The sequence below is a fragment of the Dysosmobacter sp. Marseille-Q4140 genome, assembly GCA_018228705.1.
Classification (GTDB): domain Bacteria; phylum Bacillota; class Clostridia; order Oscillospirales; family Oscillospiraceae; genus Oscillibacter.
This window is the reverse complement of the sequence record CP073694.1, coordinates 73,269-88,818: the sequence shown is the minus strand read 5'-3', so window position 1 is coordinate 88,818 and position 15,550 is coordinate 73,269. Positions and strand designations below refer to the sequence as shown.

Here is a 15,550-nt window from a genome sequence, read left to right as displayed (position 1 = left end):
CACCCTTGCAGAAGGACAAGAACATTCTGCGCTATGAGGAGGCGGCCCAGTTCCTGCCGGCCCGGCTGCGCAAGGCCGCCCTGGCGCTGCCGGAGCAGCGCAGGGCCGAGGCGGAGGAGTTCCGGCTCCGGGCCGGGCGGCCCATGTCGGTGCTGCTGCCGGCGGGGGAGCTGGCGCTGGACGAGGCCGTGGAGCCGGAGGATCTGGAGACGCTGTGCGACCTGGCAACAGAGTTTTCCCGCTACGCCGCGGCGGAGACCATCCGGGACGGCTACCTGCCCGTCCGGGGCGGGTTCCGGGTGGGCCTTTGCGGCACGGCGGTGATAAAGGGCGGCGTGAACACGAACCTGCGGGAGCTCTCCTCGGCGGTGATCCGCATTGCCCGGGAGAAGCGGGGCATTGCAGAGCCCCTGGCCCCCCGGCTGTTCCGGGAGGGCGTGTTTTGCAGCACGCTGCTGCTCTCGCCCCCGGGCGGGGGCAAGACCACCTTGCTGCGGGATCTGGTGCGGTGCCTCTCCGCCGGGGCCGGGGGCGTGCCGCCCCAGCGGGTGTCATTGATCGACGAGCGGGGCGAGGTGGGCGTCTGCTGGCGGGGCACGCCCCAGATGGACCTGGGCCCCCGGACCGACGTGCTGGACGCCTGCCCCAAGGCCGTGGGCATCCCCATGGTGCTGCGGGCCATGAACCCCCAGGTCATCGCCCTGGACGAGATCACGGTCCGGGCGGACCTGGAGGCGGCGGCCATGGCCGCCGGGTGCGGCGTGGGGCTGCTGGCCACCATCCACGCCGGGAGTATGGAGGAACTGCGGGAAAAGCCCCTGTACGCCCGGCTCCTGGCGGACCGGGTATTCCGCCTGGCGGTGTGGATCCGCCGGGAGGGGGCCGTCCGGCGCTACGAGGTGGAGGAGCTGCCATGGTGAGGGCGCTGGGCGGGCTGCTGGTGGCCGGGGCCGCCCTGGGAGGCTGGCTGCGGCAGCGGGCGGAGCGCCGCCGGAGGATGGACACGCTGTGGGCGCTCTCGTCGGGCCTTTCCCGCATGGCGGAGGCCGTCCGCCTGGAGCGGACGCCCCTGCCCCGCCTTTTGGAGCGGCTGGGCCGGGAGAGCGATTTTTTCCGCCGTCTGGGGCCGGCCCTGGCGGCGGGGGAGGGGGCGGAGGCGGCCTGGCGGCGTCTTGCGCAGGAGCAGCCCCTGCCGCCGGAGGACCGGGAGGCCCTGGCGGAGGCCGCCTCCGGCCTCTCCGGGGACGAGGCGCAGGTCTGCCGGGCGCTGACGGCGGCGGCGGAGCGCCTGGAGCGGAGCCTGGAGGCGGAGCGGGCGGCCAGCATGGAGCGGGAGAAGCGATCGGCTGCGCTGTGGCTCTCCGCCGGGGCGCTGCTGGTGATCTTACTGATTTGAGGGCTGAGAACATGGATGTGGATTTGATTTTCAAGATCGCCGCCATCGGGATCCTGGTGGCGGTGCTCAACCAGCTGCTGATCCGCTCCGGGCGGGAGGAACAGGGGCTGATGGTGGTGCTGGCGGGTCTGGTGGTGGTGCTGATGATGATGGTCCGGGAGATCAGCGACCTGTTCGACCTCATCAAGACCCTGTTCGACTTTTAGCCATGGAGACGGCGGTGCAGGCGGCGGGGCTGTGCGTGATCGGGGCGGTGCTGGCCCTGGTGGTCCGCCGGGGCAGTCCGGAGACGGCGCTGCTGCTGGCCCTGGCGGCCACGGCGGCGGTGATCGCCCTGGTGGTGCCGGCCCTGGGGGAGCTGTGGGCGTTCCTGCGGCAGCTGGAGGCGTACAGCGGGGTGTCCGCGGAGCTGTTCGCCCCGCTGTACAAGACGGCGGCCATCGCCCTGGTGGTCCGGGCGGGGGGCGGCCTCTGCCGGGACGCCGGGGAGTCGCCCCTGGCGGCGGTGCTGGAGACGGCGGGCACCGTGTGCGCGCTGCTGGCGGCGCTGCCGCTGATGAGAGCGGTGCTGGATTTGTTGGTGGAGCTGATGCGATGAAAACCGTACTGATGTGTCTGGCGGCGGTGGTGGTGCTGACGGTGTCCGCCCGGGCCGCGGAGGTGCCGGAGGACCTGGTCCGCTCCGCCCCGGAGGCGGCGGAGGAGCTGCTCTCGGACGCGGACCTGACCGCGGGCGGCCTCACCGGCGCCCTGGCCTCGCTGGTCCAGTCCCTGGGAGACCAGGCGGGGGCCGTGGTGCGCCAGCGCCTGCGGGGCGCGGCGGCCATTTTGCTGGTGGTGGTGCTGTGCGGCGCGGCGGAGGGGTTCTTCCTGGGCAGCGGCATGAAGGCACCCCTCTTTCTTCCCATGGCGGGGGCGCTGTCTGTGACAGTGGCGGCGGCGGGAAGCCTGGATACCCTCATGGGCCTGGGGGCGGCCACCATCGACGACCTCTCGGCCTTCTCCCAGACCCTGCTGCCCACCCTGGCCGCCGCGGCCGCCGCCAGCGGCGCCGTCACCACCGCCACGGTCCAGCAGGTGGCCACGGTGTTCTTCGTGGACCTGCTGATCCGGCTGATCGACCGGGTGTGCCTGCCGCTGGTGTATCTCTACATCGGCGTGGTGACGGCAGCGGCCTGCCTGCCGGAAAACCGGCTGGGGGCCCTGGCGGAGGGGGTGAAGAAGGTGGTGACGTGGCTGCTGACGGGAGCGGTCCTGGCCTTCACGGCGTATCTGTCCGTGGTCCGGGTCATCACCGGCTCCGCCGACGCCGTGACAGTGAAGATGGCCAAGGCCGCCATCTCCGGCGTGGTGCCGGTGGTGGGCGGCATCATCTCCGACGCCTCGGAGACGGTGCTGGCCGGGGCGGGGATGCTGAAAAACACCATCGGCATCTTCGGCACCCTGGCGATCCTGGCCGCCTGCGCCTATCCCTTTTTGCAGCTGGGGGTCCAGTACCTTCTCTACAAGCTCACGGCCTTTCTGGCCGGGGCGGTGGGCGCCCCGGGCCTTTGCAAGCTGATCGACGGCCTGGGCGGGGCCTTCGGACTGATTTTGGGCATGACCGGCAGCTGCGCCCTTTTGCTGCTGGTGTCGGTCCTGGCCACGGTGGGGGCGGTGACACCATGATGGAGGCACTGGGACGGTGGCTGCTGGCGGTGTCCGCCGCGGCTCTGCTGGTGTCGGTGGTGCAGGCCCTGATCCCGGAGGGGGGACTGCGGCGGACGGCCACCTTCATCGGGGGGCTGCTGCTCCTGGCGGTGCTGCTGCGGCCGGCGGCGGAACTGGACCTGAGCGGCCTCTCCGCCGGCCTTTCGGACTGGACGGAGCAGGTGGAGCAGCGTCAATCGGAGCTGGAGGCCGCCCAGTCCGACGCCCTGGCAGCGGGCATAGCGGAGCGGGCCGCGGCATATATATCGGACAAAGGGGCCGCCCTGGGGCTGGCGGTGACGGCGCGGGTGGAGACGGAGAACAGCCCGGACGGCATCCCCGTCCCCTCCGCCGTGAAGCTGACGGGCCCCCGGTCGGCGGAGCTCTCGGCGTACATCGCGGAGGAACTGGGTATCCCGCCGGAGCGGCAGATTTGGAAGGAACAGGACGATGAAACTTGAAGGAGCGAAAAAACTATGGGACAAGTACAAATTCGTGGCGCTGGTGGCCCTGGCGGGGGCGGTGCTGCTGCTGTGGCCGGAGGGCGGCGGCTCCTCCGCCGGGGCGGAAAGCGCCTCCGGCCAGCCGTGCCTGGAGACCCGGGACCTGGAGGGGGAGATGGAGGACATCCTCTCCAAGATCAGCGGCGTGGGCCGGGTGCAGGTGCTGCTGACGGCGGAGAGCGACGGCGGGCGGCTGCTGGCGGAGGACGTGGAGGAGTCCTGGCAGGACTCCGCGCTCACCTCCCGTTCCGGCGAGACGGTGGTGGTGGACGACGGCCAGGGCCAGACGCCGATCGTGAAGCAGACCTGGTATCCCACCTTCCGGGGCGCCCTGGTGGTGTGCCAGGGCGGAGACCAGGCGGCGGTGCGCCTGTCGGTGACGGAGGCGGTGACGGCGCTGACGGGTCTTTCCGCGGACCGCGTCACCGTGGCAAAATGGCAGTGATCATCTGGAGGAGGAGAGGACCCATGAGAGGAAACTGGAAACGAAACGCAGTGCTTTTGACCATGGCGGTGCTGGTGTGCGCCGCCGCGGCGCTGAACTGGAAGTATTCCGCCCAGGAGGGGGCCGACGCGGCGGAGAGCGCCGAGGCCGGCACCAAGATCCTGGGGGAGGCGGCGCTGGTCTCCGGCGGCGAGGGGGCCGAGGGGACCGGGGACGAGACGGCGGTCTACACCGGCGGGGACTACTTCGCCTCCGCCCGGCTCACCCGCCAGCAGGCCCGGGACAACGCCATCTCCCTTTTGCAGGAGGCGGCGGCCCAGGAGGGGGCCGCTGAGACCGCGGCCACCGAGGCCTCCGAGGGCATCCAGGTCCTGGCCTCCTACACCCTGACCGAGGCCCAGATCGAAAACCTGGTCACCGCCAAGGGCTACGCCGACTGCGTTGCCTTCATGGGGGAGGACGGCATCAGCGTGGTGGTGTCCACGGACACCGGGGAACTGACCGAGGCGGACGTTGCCAAGGTGGTGGACATCGCCGTCAGCGAAAGCGGCTATCCCGCCAGCGCCGTGAAAGTCATGGCAGCAAATTAGCAGTTGTAATTTTGCCGGAGGCATGGTAGAATATTGATTCGGAAAACATCCCTCTTACAAAGGATACCAAAGGGTAAGGAGAATCATACGATGGGCGAGAGCAGAGAGTATATGACGCTGCCGGAGGAGAACGGGAGCATCAACATTTCCGAGGAGGTCATCGCCGCCATCGCCGTGGGCGCCGTCCGGGACGTGGAGGGCGTGTCCGGCATGATGACCAATCTGGGCGGCAGCGTCACCGACCTGGTGAACAACAAGCGCAACGCCCAGAAGGGCGCCAAGGGCGTGAAGATCGACATGACCGGCACGGCCCTGACGCTGGACGTGTACCTCACCGTCCAGTACGGCCACCCCATTCCCGAGGTGGCGGAGAACGCCCAGAAGGCCGTCATCAACGCCGTGGAGGCCATGACCGGCTGCTCCGTGGGCGCCGTCAACGTCCATGTGGGCGCCGTGACGCTGGCCTGAGAGCCCCCTTTTCACCAAACGACACAGAGAAACGAGAGTAAGATTTATGGTACGGAACACCGCGCGGGAGATCGCCGTTCATCTTTCCTATGAGCTCAGCTTCACCGACAAGACGGTGGAGGATCTGCTGGACCAGCGCCTGACGGCAGAGGCCTTCGAGACCCTCTCCGCCGAGGACGCCCTCTACCAGGAGACGCCCAACGCCAAGCAGGCGGACTATATCCGCCGCCTGGTCCGGGGCGTGGCGGAGCACGGGCCGGAGCTGGACGGCTATATCGCCAAATACGCCAAGGGCTGGAACTTCGCCCGGATCCCCCTGGTGGCCTCTGCCATCATGCGGGTGGCCATGTACGAGATCCTCTACATGCCGGAGATCCCCAACGGCGCCGCCATCAACGAGGCCGTGGAGATCGCCAAGAAGTACGAGACGCCGGAGACGGTGAAGTTCATCAACGGCATCCTGGGCACCTTCGTGCGGCAGGAGATCACGGAATAACACCATGCACGGCAGAGCGGGAGCGGTAGCAGCCGCCGCCCGCTCTGCGCTTTTTTTCAGTGCGGAAGGAGGGAAGCGGTGGAACAGCACGTATTCTCCGTCTCGGAGCTCAACCAGCTGGTCAAGGGCCTGCTGGACGCGGCGCCGCCCCTGCGGGAGGTGTTCGTCCGGGGGGAGCTGTCCAACTACAAGATCTATCCCTCCGGCCACCACTACTTCACGCTGAAGGACCCGGAGGGGGCCCTGCGGTGCGTCATGTTCAAGGGCTCGGCCCTGCGATTGCGGTTCCGGCCGGAAAACGGCATGCAGGTCATCGCCCGGGGCCGGGTCAGCGTGTTCCCCCGGGACGGGGCCTATCAGCTCTACTGCGACGCCCTGACGGCCGAGGGAGCCGGGGACCTGGCGGTGGCCTTCGAGCAGCTCAAGGCCCGGCTCTACGCCGAGGGCCTGTTCGACCCCGCCCATAAAAAGCCCCTGCCGCCCTATCCGGAGCGCATCGCCGTCGTCACCTCCGCCGCCGGCGCGGCGGTCCACGACATGATCCGCATTCTGCGGCGGCGGTATCCCATCGCCAAGGTCATCCTGCTGCCGGTCCGGGTCCAGGGGGCCGAGGCCCCGCCGGAGATCGCCGGGGCCATCCGGTACGCCGACAAGTGGAAGATCGGCGACGTCATCATCACCGGCCGGGGCGGCGGGTCCATGGAGGACCTGTGGGCCTTCAACGACGAGCGGGTGGCCCGGGCCATCTACGCCTGCGAGACCCCGGTCATCTCCGCCGTGGGCCACGAGCCGGACGTGACCATCGCCGACTTCGTGGCGGACGCCCGGGCCTCCACCCCCTCCAACGCGGCGGAGATCGCCGTGCCGGACCAGGGGGAGCTGCTGCGGTGGCTCCGGGGCGCCGGGGACCGCATGGCCCAGGCGGAGGGCGCCCGCCTGGCGGCGGCGCGGCGGCATCTGGAGGACCTGGCATCCAAGCGGGTCCTCCGGGACCAGAGCGCCTACGTCCAGGACAAGCGCATGGAGCTCCTCCACCTCCAGCAGCGGCTGGGGGACCTGGCGTCGGCGCAGATCGCCCGCAAGCGCCAGCGCTTCGCCGCCCTGGCGGCGGCCCTGGACGCCATGAGCCCCCTGGCGGTGCTGGGCCGGGGCTACGCCGTGGCCCGGGGCGCCGAGGGAACGATCCTGCGCTCCTGCCGGGACGTGTCGGCGGGGGACCGGGTGGACATCACACTGGGAGAGGGCGGCTTCACCGCCGTGGTGGACAGGCCCTATGAGAAGGAGGAACGGCCATGAGCGCCAAGAAGCAGACCTTTGAGCAGCAGATCGCCCGGCTGGAGGAGATCGTGGCTGCCCTGGAGAAGGGGGACGCCCAGCTGGCGGACTCCCTGGCCCTCTTTGCCGAGGGCACGAAACTGATCGCCGCCTGCACCCAGGAGCTGGACAAGGCGGAGCAGCAGGTGGTCAAGCTCATGAAGGGCGCCGACGGCGCCCCCGTGGAGCTGCCCTTTGAAGAGGAGGCGCAACGATGATGGACAAGCAGGCATTTCAGGCGCAGTTCGACGAATACCGCCGGGAGGTGGAGGGCGCGCTCAAGGCCCTCTTCACGGACAAGGACCCCTGGGGGGACCTCTATGAGTCCATGCGGTACAGCCTTCTGGCCGGGGGCAAGCGCATCCGGCCGGTGATGGTGCTGGCCTTCGCCCGGGCGGCGGGGCTGGCGGACTGGCGCAGGGCCCTGCCCGCCGCCTGCGCCGTGGAGCTGGTCCACACCTACTCCCTGATCCACGACGACCTGCCCTGCATGGACGACGATGACCTGCGCCGGGGCAAGCCCACCAACCACAAGGTCTACGGCGAGACCCTGGCCGTCCTGGCGGGAGACGCCCTCCAGCCGGAGGCCTTCCGCCTGCTGCTGACCGCCCCGGACCTGGACGCGGAGCGCCGCTGCGCCTGCGCCCTGTCCCTGGCCCAGGCTGCCGGCGCCGCCGGCATGGTGGCCGGGCAGGTGCTGGACACCCTCCATGCTCCCCGGACCCGGGAGGAGATCACCCAGGTCCACAACCTCAAGACCGGCGCCATGATCGCCGGGGCCTGCCGCATCGGCGTCCAGGCTGCCGGGGGAGACGGGGACCTGCTGGCCGCGGCGGAGGTCTACGGACGGGAGCTGGGCCTGGCCTTCCAGATCCGGGACGATCTGCTGGACGTGGTGGGCAACGAGATGGACTTCGGCAAGCCCATTGGCTCTGACGCCGAGGAGGGCAAGGTCACCTTCGCCAACCTTCTGACGCCGAAAGGCTGCCAGAAGGAGGTGGCTGCCTGCACGGAGCGGGCGGTGGCCGCCGTGGCGCCCTGGGACGGCGACGGGTTTTTGACTGCCCTGGCGGAGGCCCTGGCGGGGCGGGAGCGCTGACATCGGGGTCCGCCCCGGCGGGCGGAGGCGGGAGGTCCCGTGGGGATCCGCCCTCCGGGGGCGCGGGGGTCCTGCGGGGATCCGCCCCCCATTTTCTCTTTTTGCCAAAAAGAGAACCCTCCAGAGGGGCTTCTCTTGCCCCTTCGGGGCAATTCACCTTCCGGGCCGCGGCCGGTCCAAAAGAGAAAAACGCTATGACGAAAGGGCGGCCCATCCGGGTCGCCCTTTCGTGAGTGCGGGGATCGTGCGAAGCGGTCTGGCGGGCGTCGATGGCCCCGTCGTCCCTGCGCCGGACCGATCCCGCGAAGAGCCCGGTCTCCGCATAACGACTGCGGTGGGGAGACGGGGCGGGAAACGAATGGACCAGCGCCGCTTTCCGCTGCCGCTCACCTGGCGTTTGATGGAGGCTGGCAGCACGCTGCGGCAGGTCATGGGTTCCGCCTGCCGATACCGGTGCCTCGCAGCTGAGCCCCATTTTGCCGTAGGGGCGGATTTCTATATCCGCCCGCCGCTCAGGCTCTCGCCTGACTCCAGGCCAGCGGCAGCGGGAAGAGGAGCAGACCAAGTCGGCAAGCACCCTCATCCCTCCGCCGCACGCTCCACACGGCAGCAGAAACCTTCGACCGTCAGGGAAAGAGCAAGGCCGGCGGGACCGCCGGGCCAGCGCGTAGCAAAGCGGAACGCGCGGAAAGAGGAGCAGAGGCAAGTGCGATTTTTCACCCCGTCCCTCCGCCGCAGTCGTTATGCGGGGACCAGGCTCTTCGCCCGCCAGGGTAAGGCGCAGGGTCGACGGGGCCATCGACGCCCGCCGGACCGCTTCGCACGACCCCCGTATTCCGACAAAACGCCCCAGCCGGGGCATTTTGCCGCCCCGGCGGTTTTCTTTTGACCGGCCGCGGCCGTTTTCTTTTGTCAAGACAAAAGAAAATGGGGGCGGATCCTCTGCGGGTATCCCGCGGCCTCCCGCCGGGCAATGGCAGCGCTCACGATACGCCACCGCCCCCGGCCCCCTCATCCACCCCAGCGTGCGCGCCGTCCACCTTCCTCCAAGGGGAGGAAGGCTCTCCTGTGAGGGCCTAAAGAGACATTTCCGTCAGAGGAGAAGGCTGATCCCGGTCTGTCCGGCAGGGAGGGCCAAGAAGCAAAAGACCGCCCCCCGGCGGCGCCGCAAAAAAATCTCTCTCCCGGAAAACAAACGCCGTTGCCCGCGGCTCTAATGGGTACAAAGAGCAAGAAAGGAGGATCGCCCATGGATCAGATGGAATTCGCCGCCCGGGTGGAGGCCCTGCGGCAGCGGCTTTACCGCACCGCCTATCTGTATCTGGGCGGCGAGGCCGACGCCCTGGAGGCCGTGGACGAGGCGGTGTACCAGGCTCTGCGGGCCCTGAAAAAGCTCCGGGAGCCGGAGCATTTCGACACCTGGCTCACCCGCATCCTCATCAACACCTGCCACCGGGAGCTGCGCCGCCGCACCCGCCTGGCCGGAGAGGAGGCCCTGCCGGACACCGCCGGGCCCGACGATTACGATGCACTGCCCCTGAAGGAGGCCGTGGGCCGTCTGCCGGAGCAGCTGCGGACCGTGGTGATCCTTCGCTACTTCAGCGGATACACACAGGCCGAGACGGCAGCCGCCCTGGGCATCCCCCAGGGGACCGTGGCCACCCGGCAGCGCCGGGCCCTGGCACTGCTGCGGCTGGAACTGGGAGAGGAGGACAGACCATGAACCGAAACGCGGAGTACACGGCCCTGCTGGCGGAGCTGGAGCAGACCCCTCCAGCCCTGGAATATACGGTGCAGAGGGCGCTGGCAAGGAATCAAACTTCACAGAGAAAGCGGCGGCTCCTGGGAATCCCTCTGGGCAGTCTGGCGGTCTGTTTCACAGCGTTTGTGCTGCTGGTCAATCTGTTCCCACCCTTTGCGGCCGCCTGCGGGCGCATCCCGCTGCTGCGGGACCTGGCCCAGGCGGTGTCCTGGTCGCCCAGTCTGTCTGCCGCTGTAGAGAACGAGTACGTCCAGCCCATCGGCCTCTCCCGGACCGAAAACGGCATCACCGCCACCGTTCAGCACGTCATCGTGGACCAGAAGCAGGTGAACATTTTCTTCACCCTGGAGGGAGAGGGATACGAGAGCCTCTCCGCCGAGATGCCTGAGTTCTTCCCCGTCCAGAAGTGCGGCATCCTGGGGTCCGACTTCCGCCGGGCGCCGGGGACGCTGCTGCGCTTCTCCCTGGACTACGTGGACGGGGATGTGCCGGATGGGTTCACCATGACCTTCGCCGTTACCGGCGAGCGGGCGGAAGGGGAGGAGACCCCCGCCGCACCGGACCGGGCCTACGAGGACGAGCTGCTCTCTCCGGCCCCAGAGGGGGAGGCGGAGATCCTGGCGGAATTCACCTTCGACCTGACTTTCGATCCCCAGTTCACCGCCAAGGGGGAGCGGATCCCCGTGGACCGGGCCTTTGAGCTGGACGGCCAGACCTTCACCCTGACGGAGGCGGAGGTATATCCCACCCACGTCCGGATCAACGTGGTGGGGGACGAGGCCAACACCGCCTGGCTCAAGGGGCTGGACTTCTACCTGGAAAACGAGGACGGGGAGCGGTTCGACGCGGTCTCCAGCGGCATCACCGCCAGCGGCGACACAGACAGCCCCGCCATGGTGTCCTACCGCCTGGAGAGCAGCTGGTTCAGCGGCAGCGACCACCTGACGGTCCACATCACCGGAGCCAGGTGGCTGGACAAGGACCGCCAGCGGGTATACGTGGACCTGGCGCAGGGAACGGCGCCCTGGCTGCCGGAGGGGGTGGAGCTGACCTCTGCCCAGCTGCGGCCGGACGGCTGGCTGCTGGACTTCCGGCTGGACGGCGCCCTGATGAGCAGCCCCTTTGCCATGACCTTCTATGACGCGGAGGGAACGGCATGGGAGATGGGGCAGATGGGCATGACGGTCTCCGACGATGACCAGGACGGCTTTTTGACGCTGCCTCTGCCCGGCTACCGGGAGGATGAGGTCTGGCTGGAAGCCTATTACTCTCACGCCTCAGCGCTGGAGACCCCGGTGAGCATCCTCATCAAGTGAGCCTGCATGCAAAGGAGCCGCCTCCCCATTGGGGAGGCGGCTCCTCTTTGCCTATGATAAAGTCATTCCAGCGGCTCGTAAAAGCTGAAGCCGTCCTTTCCGGCGTTCTTGCTCCTGTACAGAGCAATATCCGCCTCCTTGATACAGCGGGTGTAGCGGAAGTTTTCCGACCGGACGAGGGTGATCCCCACGCTGCTGTACAGCGGCAGTTCCTTGTCGCTGCGCAGGGTCCTGAGCAGCAGCTCCACCCGGCGGGAGATACTGTCATAGTCGCACAGGCCTTTGGCAAATACCAGAAACTCATCGCCGCCCAGACGGCCGATGATGTCTTCGTGACGGAAGGTGGCGGTGAGGATGCCTGCCATCCGCTGCAGGGCCTTGTCGCCCTCCAGATGTCCCAGCTGGTCGTTGGTCTGCTTGAAGTTGTCGATATCCAGCATCAGCAGCGTGCCGCAGGGGGAGGTGTCCGCAGACTGCACGTATTGGCACAGCTCCCGCTCAAAAGCAGCCCGGTTGTAAAGGCCGGTCAGAGGATCCCGGCTGGCGGCCATCTCCTGAGAGACTTCCTTTTCCTTTTCGCTGTTGATATCCCGCAGGTAGATCAGCGCGTAGACGTTCTGGGTCACATCCTCCCGGAAAATGTGGATCACCAGCTCTACCCAGCGCATCTGCTGGCCCACAGGGCGGCGGTAGGAGAAGGCGCGGCTGGATACCTGCTTTTCAAACAGCTCCTCGCAGTATCGCTTGTTCCGATAGAGGCGGAATTCCTCCATGTCCTTTTCAGTCAGATAGTGCGCAAGCCGCTGCTCCAGTACCGAGAAGAAATGCCGATTATTGCGGCGGTAGTCCTGCTCGTAGCCGCTCCACAGGCCGCCGATGGATTTGAGCTGTCCGCTCTCCAGGTCCACCTCCGCATAGGCGATGGCCTCCGACAGCAGCACCTGATAGAACCGGCGGACCCGCATATTTTCCAGCTCCCGGACCCGCTCCATTCCGGTGGGTTCCACCACCGCCACCACGGTATCCCGGTCCTGCTGATCCTGTCCCAGATGCCGAAGCGTCAGACGGAACCACTCATAGGTACCGCTCTTGGATTTGAGCAGGACCTCCGGCAGCTCCGAGTCCGCTTTCAGCCGCACCCGGGAAAAGGTGTTGCGGAAGGTCTCGACAAAGTGGGGGTGGACGATCTCCTGGTCCAGCCAGCACTGGGGGAAGCCGGATTCATGAATATTTTCACCATACAGCAAGGACCGGTCCGTATGGAAGAAGATGGTCCGGTTCAGATCGTTGTACTCGAAGATCTCCCGGTTATGCACATCCGGCAGGAACTGGGTCTGCTGGATGCCGCTGAGGATGCGGTGATAACCCTCCAGGCAGATCTTCCCGTGACGGTCGGCGGTGCGGACGCCGGTGCAGCGGACCACCACCTCGCCCAGCAGGGGATGGTTCCAGGTATATTCCAGCTGAACGACCTGCCGGCTTTTGATCATGCTGTCCAGGGACTGATTGACATAGTGATAGTAGCCGTCGTTGATGCGGCTGTACCAGAACTGATAGCACTCCTCCGGGGAGAGCGGCTCCGTCTGGCCCAAGATCTGGCGCATGGTATCGTCCACCAGCATCTGTCCGGCGCCGGGATCCTTGTCCAGCAGGATGATCCACAGTCCCACGCCGACGTTGCCCAGGATATTCCGGTAGTCCGAACGCAGCAGCATGCGCAGGCGGGTCTCGTTCCAGTCCTGACGGATACGGTTGACCAGGAAATAGGAGAGGACCCGGATCTGGGAGTCGTCATGAATGGAGTAGCGGGGGTTGTCCACCCCCAGAAAGCCGATGATCCGGTCATCCATGCGCAGGGGAACCGCGATCAGGCGGGTGATGTCCTGCTGGCTCAGATCGGACCACTCCTGACGGTTGGTCTCCCGCAGGGTGTCCAAATTGTAGATCCTGACAGAACGGTTCACGCGGAAGTGATCCATCCAGCGGGCAAGAGACGTCGGCGGGACCATCTGGAGGTTCTGGGCCTGGGGCTCCACTCCTTCCCGGCACCACTCAAAGGTGTTGTTCCAGTACCCCTCGTTCTGCTTGTCCGGCTCGAAGAGATAGGCCCGGTCCGCCTGATAGAACTCACCCACGGAGGCCAGCACATGATTCACCGCCTGGCTGTAATCAGGATAGCGGGAAAGAATGGCGGTATAATCCACCACCTTTTCCGCAAAACGCAGCCGCTGGCGCAGATTCTCGCTGATGATCTCATGCTTGGTGACGTCCAGCATCACCTCCAGCCGCATCTGCTTGCCGCGGAAGGTGAGGATCTTATCCTTGAGGATGAAGCGGCGTCCGCAGTATTCGTTCTCCTGCTCCCAGATGAAGAAGTCGTCGGGCTTCAAGACCTTGTTGGTGCAGAAGGGACAAGGCTCGTCCCGCCCGTGGAGGACCTTGTAACACTTTTTGCCCCGGTAGACCCGGGTGCCGAAGAGCTTTTGCCCGGCGGGGTTGAGATAGTACAGTTCACAGGTCTCCAGGTCGCTGATGTAGAAGATGTCGTTCTCCGCGGCCAGGATGGACTTGACCAGCTCGTCCTCCCGGAATTCGTCGGCACAGGTCTCCGCCACGGCCAGAGGCTGCCGCAGGGACTGTTCCCGGGTCTGACGCTGACGGCAGGCGTCGCTGTCCGGCCGGAAATACAGCTCCTCGAACTGCTCCGGCGGCAGGGGACGGGAGAATAAAAACCCCTGGAGCAGCCGGGGATGGAGCTCCTCCAGCGCCGCCAGCTCCTCCGGCGTCTCCACGCCCTCGCAGCACACCCGGATGGAACTGGCGTCCGCCAGTTCGATCATGTTGCCCAGCAGACGGTAGTTGTACACGCTGCGCTGAATGCCGCTGACGAAGCTGCGGTCGATCTTGACCTCGTCCACATCCATGGCCTGGAGACGGCCCAGGCTGGAGTAGCCGGTGCCGAAATCGTCCACAGAGATCTGGATGCCGGAGAGCTTCCACAAGCGGAAGATCTCGTTGAGGGCAGGGTAGTCCAGAAGCTGCTTGTCCTCCGTGACCTCCACGATCAGGGCGCTGCCAGGCAGGCCGCTCTCCCGCAGGACCTCCAGCACGCGGTCGGCGATGTCCGCCTCGCACAGCTGGGTATAGGACATATTGACGCTGATGGAAAAATCCGGGACAATGCGGCGCCACTGCCGGCATTGCTCCAGAGCAGAGCGCAGCACCCAAAGCCCCACGGAGCAGATCAGGCGGCTGTCCTCCAGGATGGGGATGAACTCCACCGGAGACACGTCGCCCCGGCGGGGAGAGCGAAACCGAAGCAGTGCCTCCGCTCCGCAGAGCTGGTATGTGCCGGAGGCCACCTGCGGCTGATAGAACAGGGAGAAGCCGGCAAAATCCTGCTCGATGGCGTCCTCCAGCTCCTCGCGCAGCTCCAGAGCGGCCAGGTCCTTTTCATAGTCCTCGGCAGAGAAGAACCAGAGGGTGTTCTTTCCCTGGGCCTTGGCCCGGTCCAGGGCGTTTTCCGCGTACTGGTACAGCGTCCCGGCGTCCGGCACCAGATAGGTGCGGAAGGGAACGGCGCCGCCGGAGAGGGTGCATCGGCCGCTCAGGCGCCTGCGGATCTGGTCGAAGGCACCTTCCACATCCGCCTGCTCCCCGCCGGGGAACAGCACGGCAAAGCAGTCTCCGTTGGTCCGGTAGATCCGGCGCTCTCCGTCGGTGGCCTCCTCCATGGACTGGACCACCTGCTTGAGCAGACGGTCTCCGCTGGAGCGGCCGTTTTTCAGGTTGATGGATTTCAGTCCATCCACACCGGTCAGCAGCAGATAGCCGTCCGCACCGTCGGACAGCAGACTGTCCAGATCCTTCCGCAGCATGTCCAGATTGAATGCGCCGGTGAGCTGATCCGTCAGCTGGGCGGGCACCGCGTCGGAAATCCGGCCCACCATCCACAGCGGCACGCCGCTTTCGTCCCGATAGCAGCGACCGCGGCAGTGGATCCAGACGGTCTCGCCGGAGCGGGTGCTCACCCGATAGTCCATCTCATGGGTATCCTTTTTACCCTCCTGGACCTCCTTGAGGTCCTGCAAAAGCGCGGACAGATCCCGGGGATACACCAGGCTGCTCCACTCGTCAAAGGAGCAGAAGTTGCCCTTTTCCAAAAGCGCGTACTTGGACCGGACGTTTTCCGAGAAGTAGACGCGCTTGCTGATGACGTCCCACAGGAAGAAGTACTCCTCCGAGCTGGCGCCGAGCAAATTGAGGATATTGCGGAACAAGGCGATGGCCTGATCGCTCTTCTCCATTTCCATATTCATGCCGCATGGCTCCTTTAAAGTTTTCCGCTTTTTGTCGGATAGCGACAGCTGTCTAAAAAAAGCAGAAAATTCCTGAATATTTTTAGCGAATTATACCACTTTTGGCCTCTTTCGTCAATGAACTCGGGGGACACAAATGGTGGATGCCGGCAG

General features: G+C 66.5%; 16 protein-coding genes. 15 read left to right on the top strand and 1 reads right to left on the bottom strand.

All coding sequences use genetic code 11. The features are described from left to right. The first annotated feature begins 5 nt into the window (after nt 1–5). From KFE19_00400 to KFE19_00330, 15 genes are all read left to right on the top strand, one after another. Entirely contained in the window at nt 6–920 is a 915-nt protein-coding gene (locus tag KFE19_00400; protein ID QUO38024.1) for a stage III sporulation protein AA, read from the top strand. After that, nucleotides 914–1,396, top strand: coding sequence for a hypothetical protein (locus KFE19_00395; GenBank protein QUO38023.1), 483 nt, complete (start codon nt 914–916; stop codon nt 1,394–1,396). Before KFE19_00400 ends, KFE19_00395 begins: the two co-directional genes overlap by 7 nt. An 11-nt stretch (nt 1,397–1,407) precedes the next feature. Then, entirely contained in the window at nt 1,408–1,602 is a 195-nt protein-coding gene (gene spoIIIAC, locus KFE19_00390; GenBank protein ID QUO38022.1) for a stage III sporulation protein AC, read from the top strand. Nucleotides 1,603–1,604: 2 nt separating this feature from the next. Beyond that, the gene (locus tag KFE19_00385; protein ID QUO38021.1) at nt 1,605–1,994 is read left to right on the top strand and encodes a stage III sporulation protein AD; all 390 of its coding nucleotides are present in this window, start codon (nt 1,605–1,607) and stop codon (nt 1,992–1,994) included. Beyond that, a complete protein-coding gene (locus KFE19_00380; GenBank protein QUO38020.1) occupies nt 1,991–3,064 on the top strand; it encodes a stage III sporulation protein AE in 1,074 nt (357 codons plus the stop codon). The genes KFE19_00385 and KFE19_00380 overlap by 4 nt, the downstream gene beginning before the upstream one ends. After that, nucleotides 3,061–3,546, top strand: a complete 486-nt coding sequence (locus KFE19_00375) for a stage III sporulation protein AF (protein QUO38019.1) — start codon at nt 3,061–3,063, stop codon at nt 3,544–3,546. The genes KFE19_00380 and KFE19_00375 overlap by 4 nt, the downstream gene beginning before the upstream one ends. Next, a complete protein-coding gene (locus KFE19_00370) occupies nt 3,536–4,033 on the top strand; it encodes a stage III sporulation protein AG (GenBank protein QUO38018.1) in 498 nt (165 codons plus the stop codon). Before KFE19_00375 ends, KFE19_00370 begins: the two co-directional genes overlap by 11 nt. Nucleotides 4,034–4,056: 23 nt before the next feature. Further along, a complete protein-coding gene (locus tag KFE19_00365; protein ID QUO38017.1) occupies nt 4,057–4,623 on the top strand; it encodes a SpoIIIAH-like family protein in 567 nt (188 codons plus the stop codon). A gap of 90 nt (nt 4,624–4,713) precedes the next feature. Next, nucleotides 4,714–5,091 (top strand): Asp23/Gls24 family envelope stress response protein, encoded by a 378-nt coding sequence (locus KFE19_00360; protein ID QUO38016.1) that lies wholly within the window; start codon nt 4,714–4,716, stop codon nt 5,089–5,091. 46 nt (nt 5,092–5,137) lie between these two features. Next, nucleotides 5,138–5,587: a transcription antitermination factor NusB gene (gene nusB / locus KFE19_00355; GenBank protein QUO38015.1), complete on the top strand. Its 450-nt coding sequence runs from the start codon at nt 5,138–5,140 to the stop codon at nt 5,585–5,587. A gap of 78 nt (nt 5,588–5,665) precedes the next feature. Then, entirely contained in the window at nt 5,666–6,883 is a 1,218-nt protein-coding gene (gene xseA / locus KFE19_00350) for an exodeoxyribonuclease VII large subunit (GenBank protein QUO38014.1), read from the top strand. Further along, nucleotides 6,880–7,119 (top strand): exodeoxyribonuclease VII small subunit, encoded by a 240-nt coding sequence (xseB, locus tag KFE19_00345; GenBank protein QUO38013.1) that lies wholly within the window; start codon nt 6,880–6,882, stop codon nt 7,117–7,119. Before xseA ends, xseB begins: the two co-directional genes overlap by 4 nt. After that, nucleotides 7,119–8,000, top strand: coding sequence for a polyprenyl synthetase family protein (locus KFE19_00340; GenBank protein QUO39476.1), 882 nt, complete (start codon nt 7,119–7,121; stop codon nt 7,998–8,000). The genes xseB and KFE19_00340 overlap by 1 nt, the downstream gene beginning before the upstream one ends. A 1,249-nt stretch (nt 8,001–9,249) precedes the next feature. Next, entirely contained in the window at nt 9,250–9,723 is a 474-nt protein-coding gene (locus tag KFE19_00335; GenBank protein QUO38012.1) for a sigma-70 family RNA polymerase sigma factor, read from the top strand. Next, on the top strand, nt 9,720–11,078 hold the full coding sequence (locus tag KFE19_00330) for a DUF4179 domain-containing protein (protein QUO38011.1): 1,359 nt from the start codon (nt 9,720–9,722) through the stop codon (nt 11,076–11,078). Before KFE19_00335 ends, KFE19_00330 begins: the two co-directional genes overlap by 4 nt. A 62-nt stretch (nt 11,079–11,140) precedes the next feature. Here the strand turns inward: KFE19_00330 and KFE19_00325 are convergent, their stop codons facing one another. Then, nucleotides 11,141–15,397, bottom strand: coding sequence for an EAL domain-containing protein (locus tag KFE19_00325; protein ID QUO38010.1), 4,257 nt, complete (start codon nt 15,395–15,397; stop codon nt 11,141–11,143). Nucleotides 15,398–15,550 lie beyond the last annotated feature (153 nt).

What these genes read in the sequence shown, in the direction of transcription:
- KFE19_00370 (QUO38018.1), top strand. Translation starts at nt 3,536, where the DNA reads ATGAAACTTGAAGGAGCGAAAAAACTATGGGACAAGTACAAATTCGTG.
- spoIIIAC (QUO38022.1), top strand. Translation starts at nt 1,408, where the DNA reads ATGGATGTGGATTTGATTTTCAAGATCGCCGCCATCGGGATCCTGGTG.
- KFE19_00340 (QUO39476.1), top strand. Translation starts at nt 7,119, where the DNA reads ATGGACAAGCAGGCATTTCAGGCGCAGTTCGACGAATACCGCCGGGAG.
- KFE19_00395 (QUO38023.1), top strand. Translation starts at nt 914, where the DNA reads ATGGTGAGGGCGCTGGGCGGGCTGCTGGTGGCCGGGGCCGCCCTGGGA.
- KFE19_00330 (QUO38011.1), top strand. Translation starts at nt 9,720, where the DNA reads ATGAACCGAAACGCGGAGTACACGGCCCTGCTGGCGGAGCTGGAGCAG.
- KFE19_00365 (QUO38017.1), top strand. Translation starts at nt 4,057, where the DNA reads ATGAGAGGAAACTGGAAACGAAACGCAGTGCTTTTGACCATGGCGGTG.
- xseB (QUO38013.1), top strand. Translation starts at nt 6,880, where the DNA reads ATGAGCGCCAAGAAGCAGACCTTTGAGCAGCAGATCGCCCGGCTGGAG.
- KFE19_00360 (QUO38016.1), top strand. Translation starts at nt 4,714, where the DNA reads ATGGGCGAGAGCAGAGAGTATATGACGCTGCCGGAGGAGAACGGGAGC.
- KFE19_00335 (QUO38012.1), top strand. Translation starts at nt 9,250, where the DNA reads ATGGATCAGATGGAATTCGCCGCCCGGGTGGAGGCCCTGCGGCAGCGG.
- KFE19_00325 (QUO38010.1), bottom strand. Translation starts at nt 15,397, where the DNA reads ATGAATATGGAAATGGAGAAGAGCGATCAGGCCATCGCCTTGTTCCGC.
- nusB (QUO38015.1), top strand. Translation starts at nt 5,138, where the DNA reads ATGGTACGGAACACCGCGCGGGAGATCGCCGTTCATCTTTCCTATGAG.
- KFE19_00375 (QUO38019.1), top strand. Translation starts at nt 3,061, where the DNA reads ATGATGGAGGCACTGGGACGGTGGCTGCTGGCGGTGTCCGCCGCGGCT.
- KFE19_00385 (QUO38021.1), top strand. Translation starts at nt 1,605, where the DNA reads ATGGAGACGGCGGTGCAGGCGGCGGGGCTGTGCGTGATCGGGGCGGTG.
- KFE19_00380 (QUO38020.1), top strand. Translation starts at nt 1,991, where the DNA reads ATGAAAACCGTACTGATGTGTCTGGCGGCGGTGGTGGTGCTGACGGTG.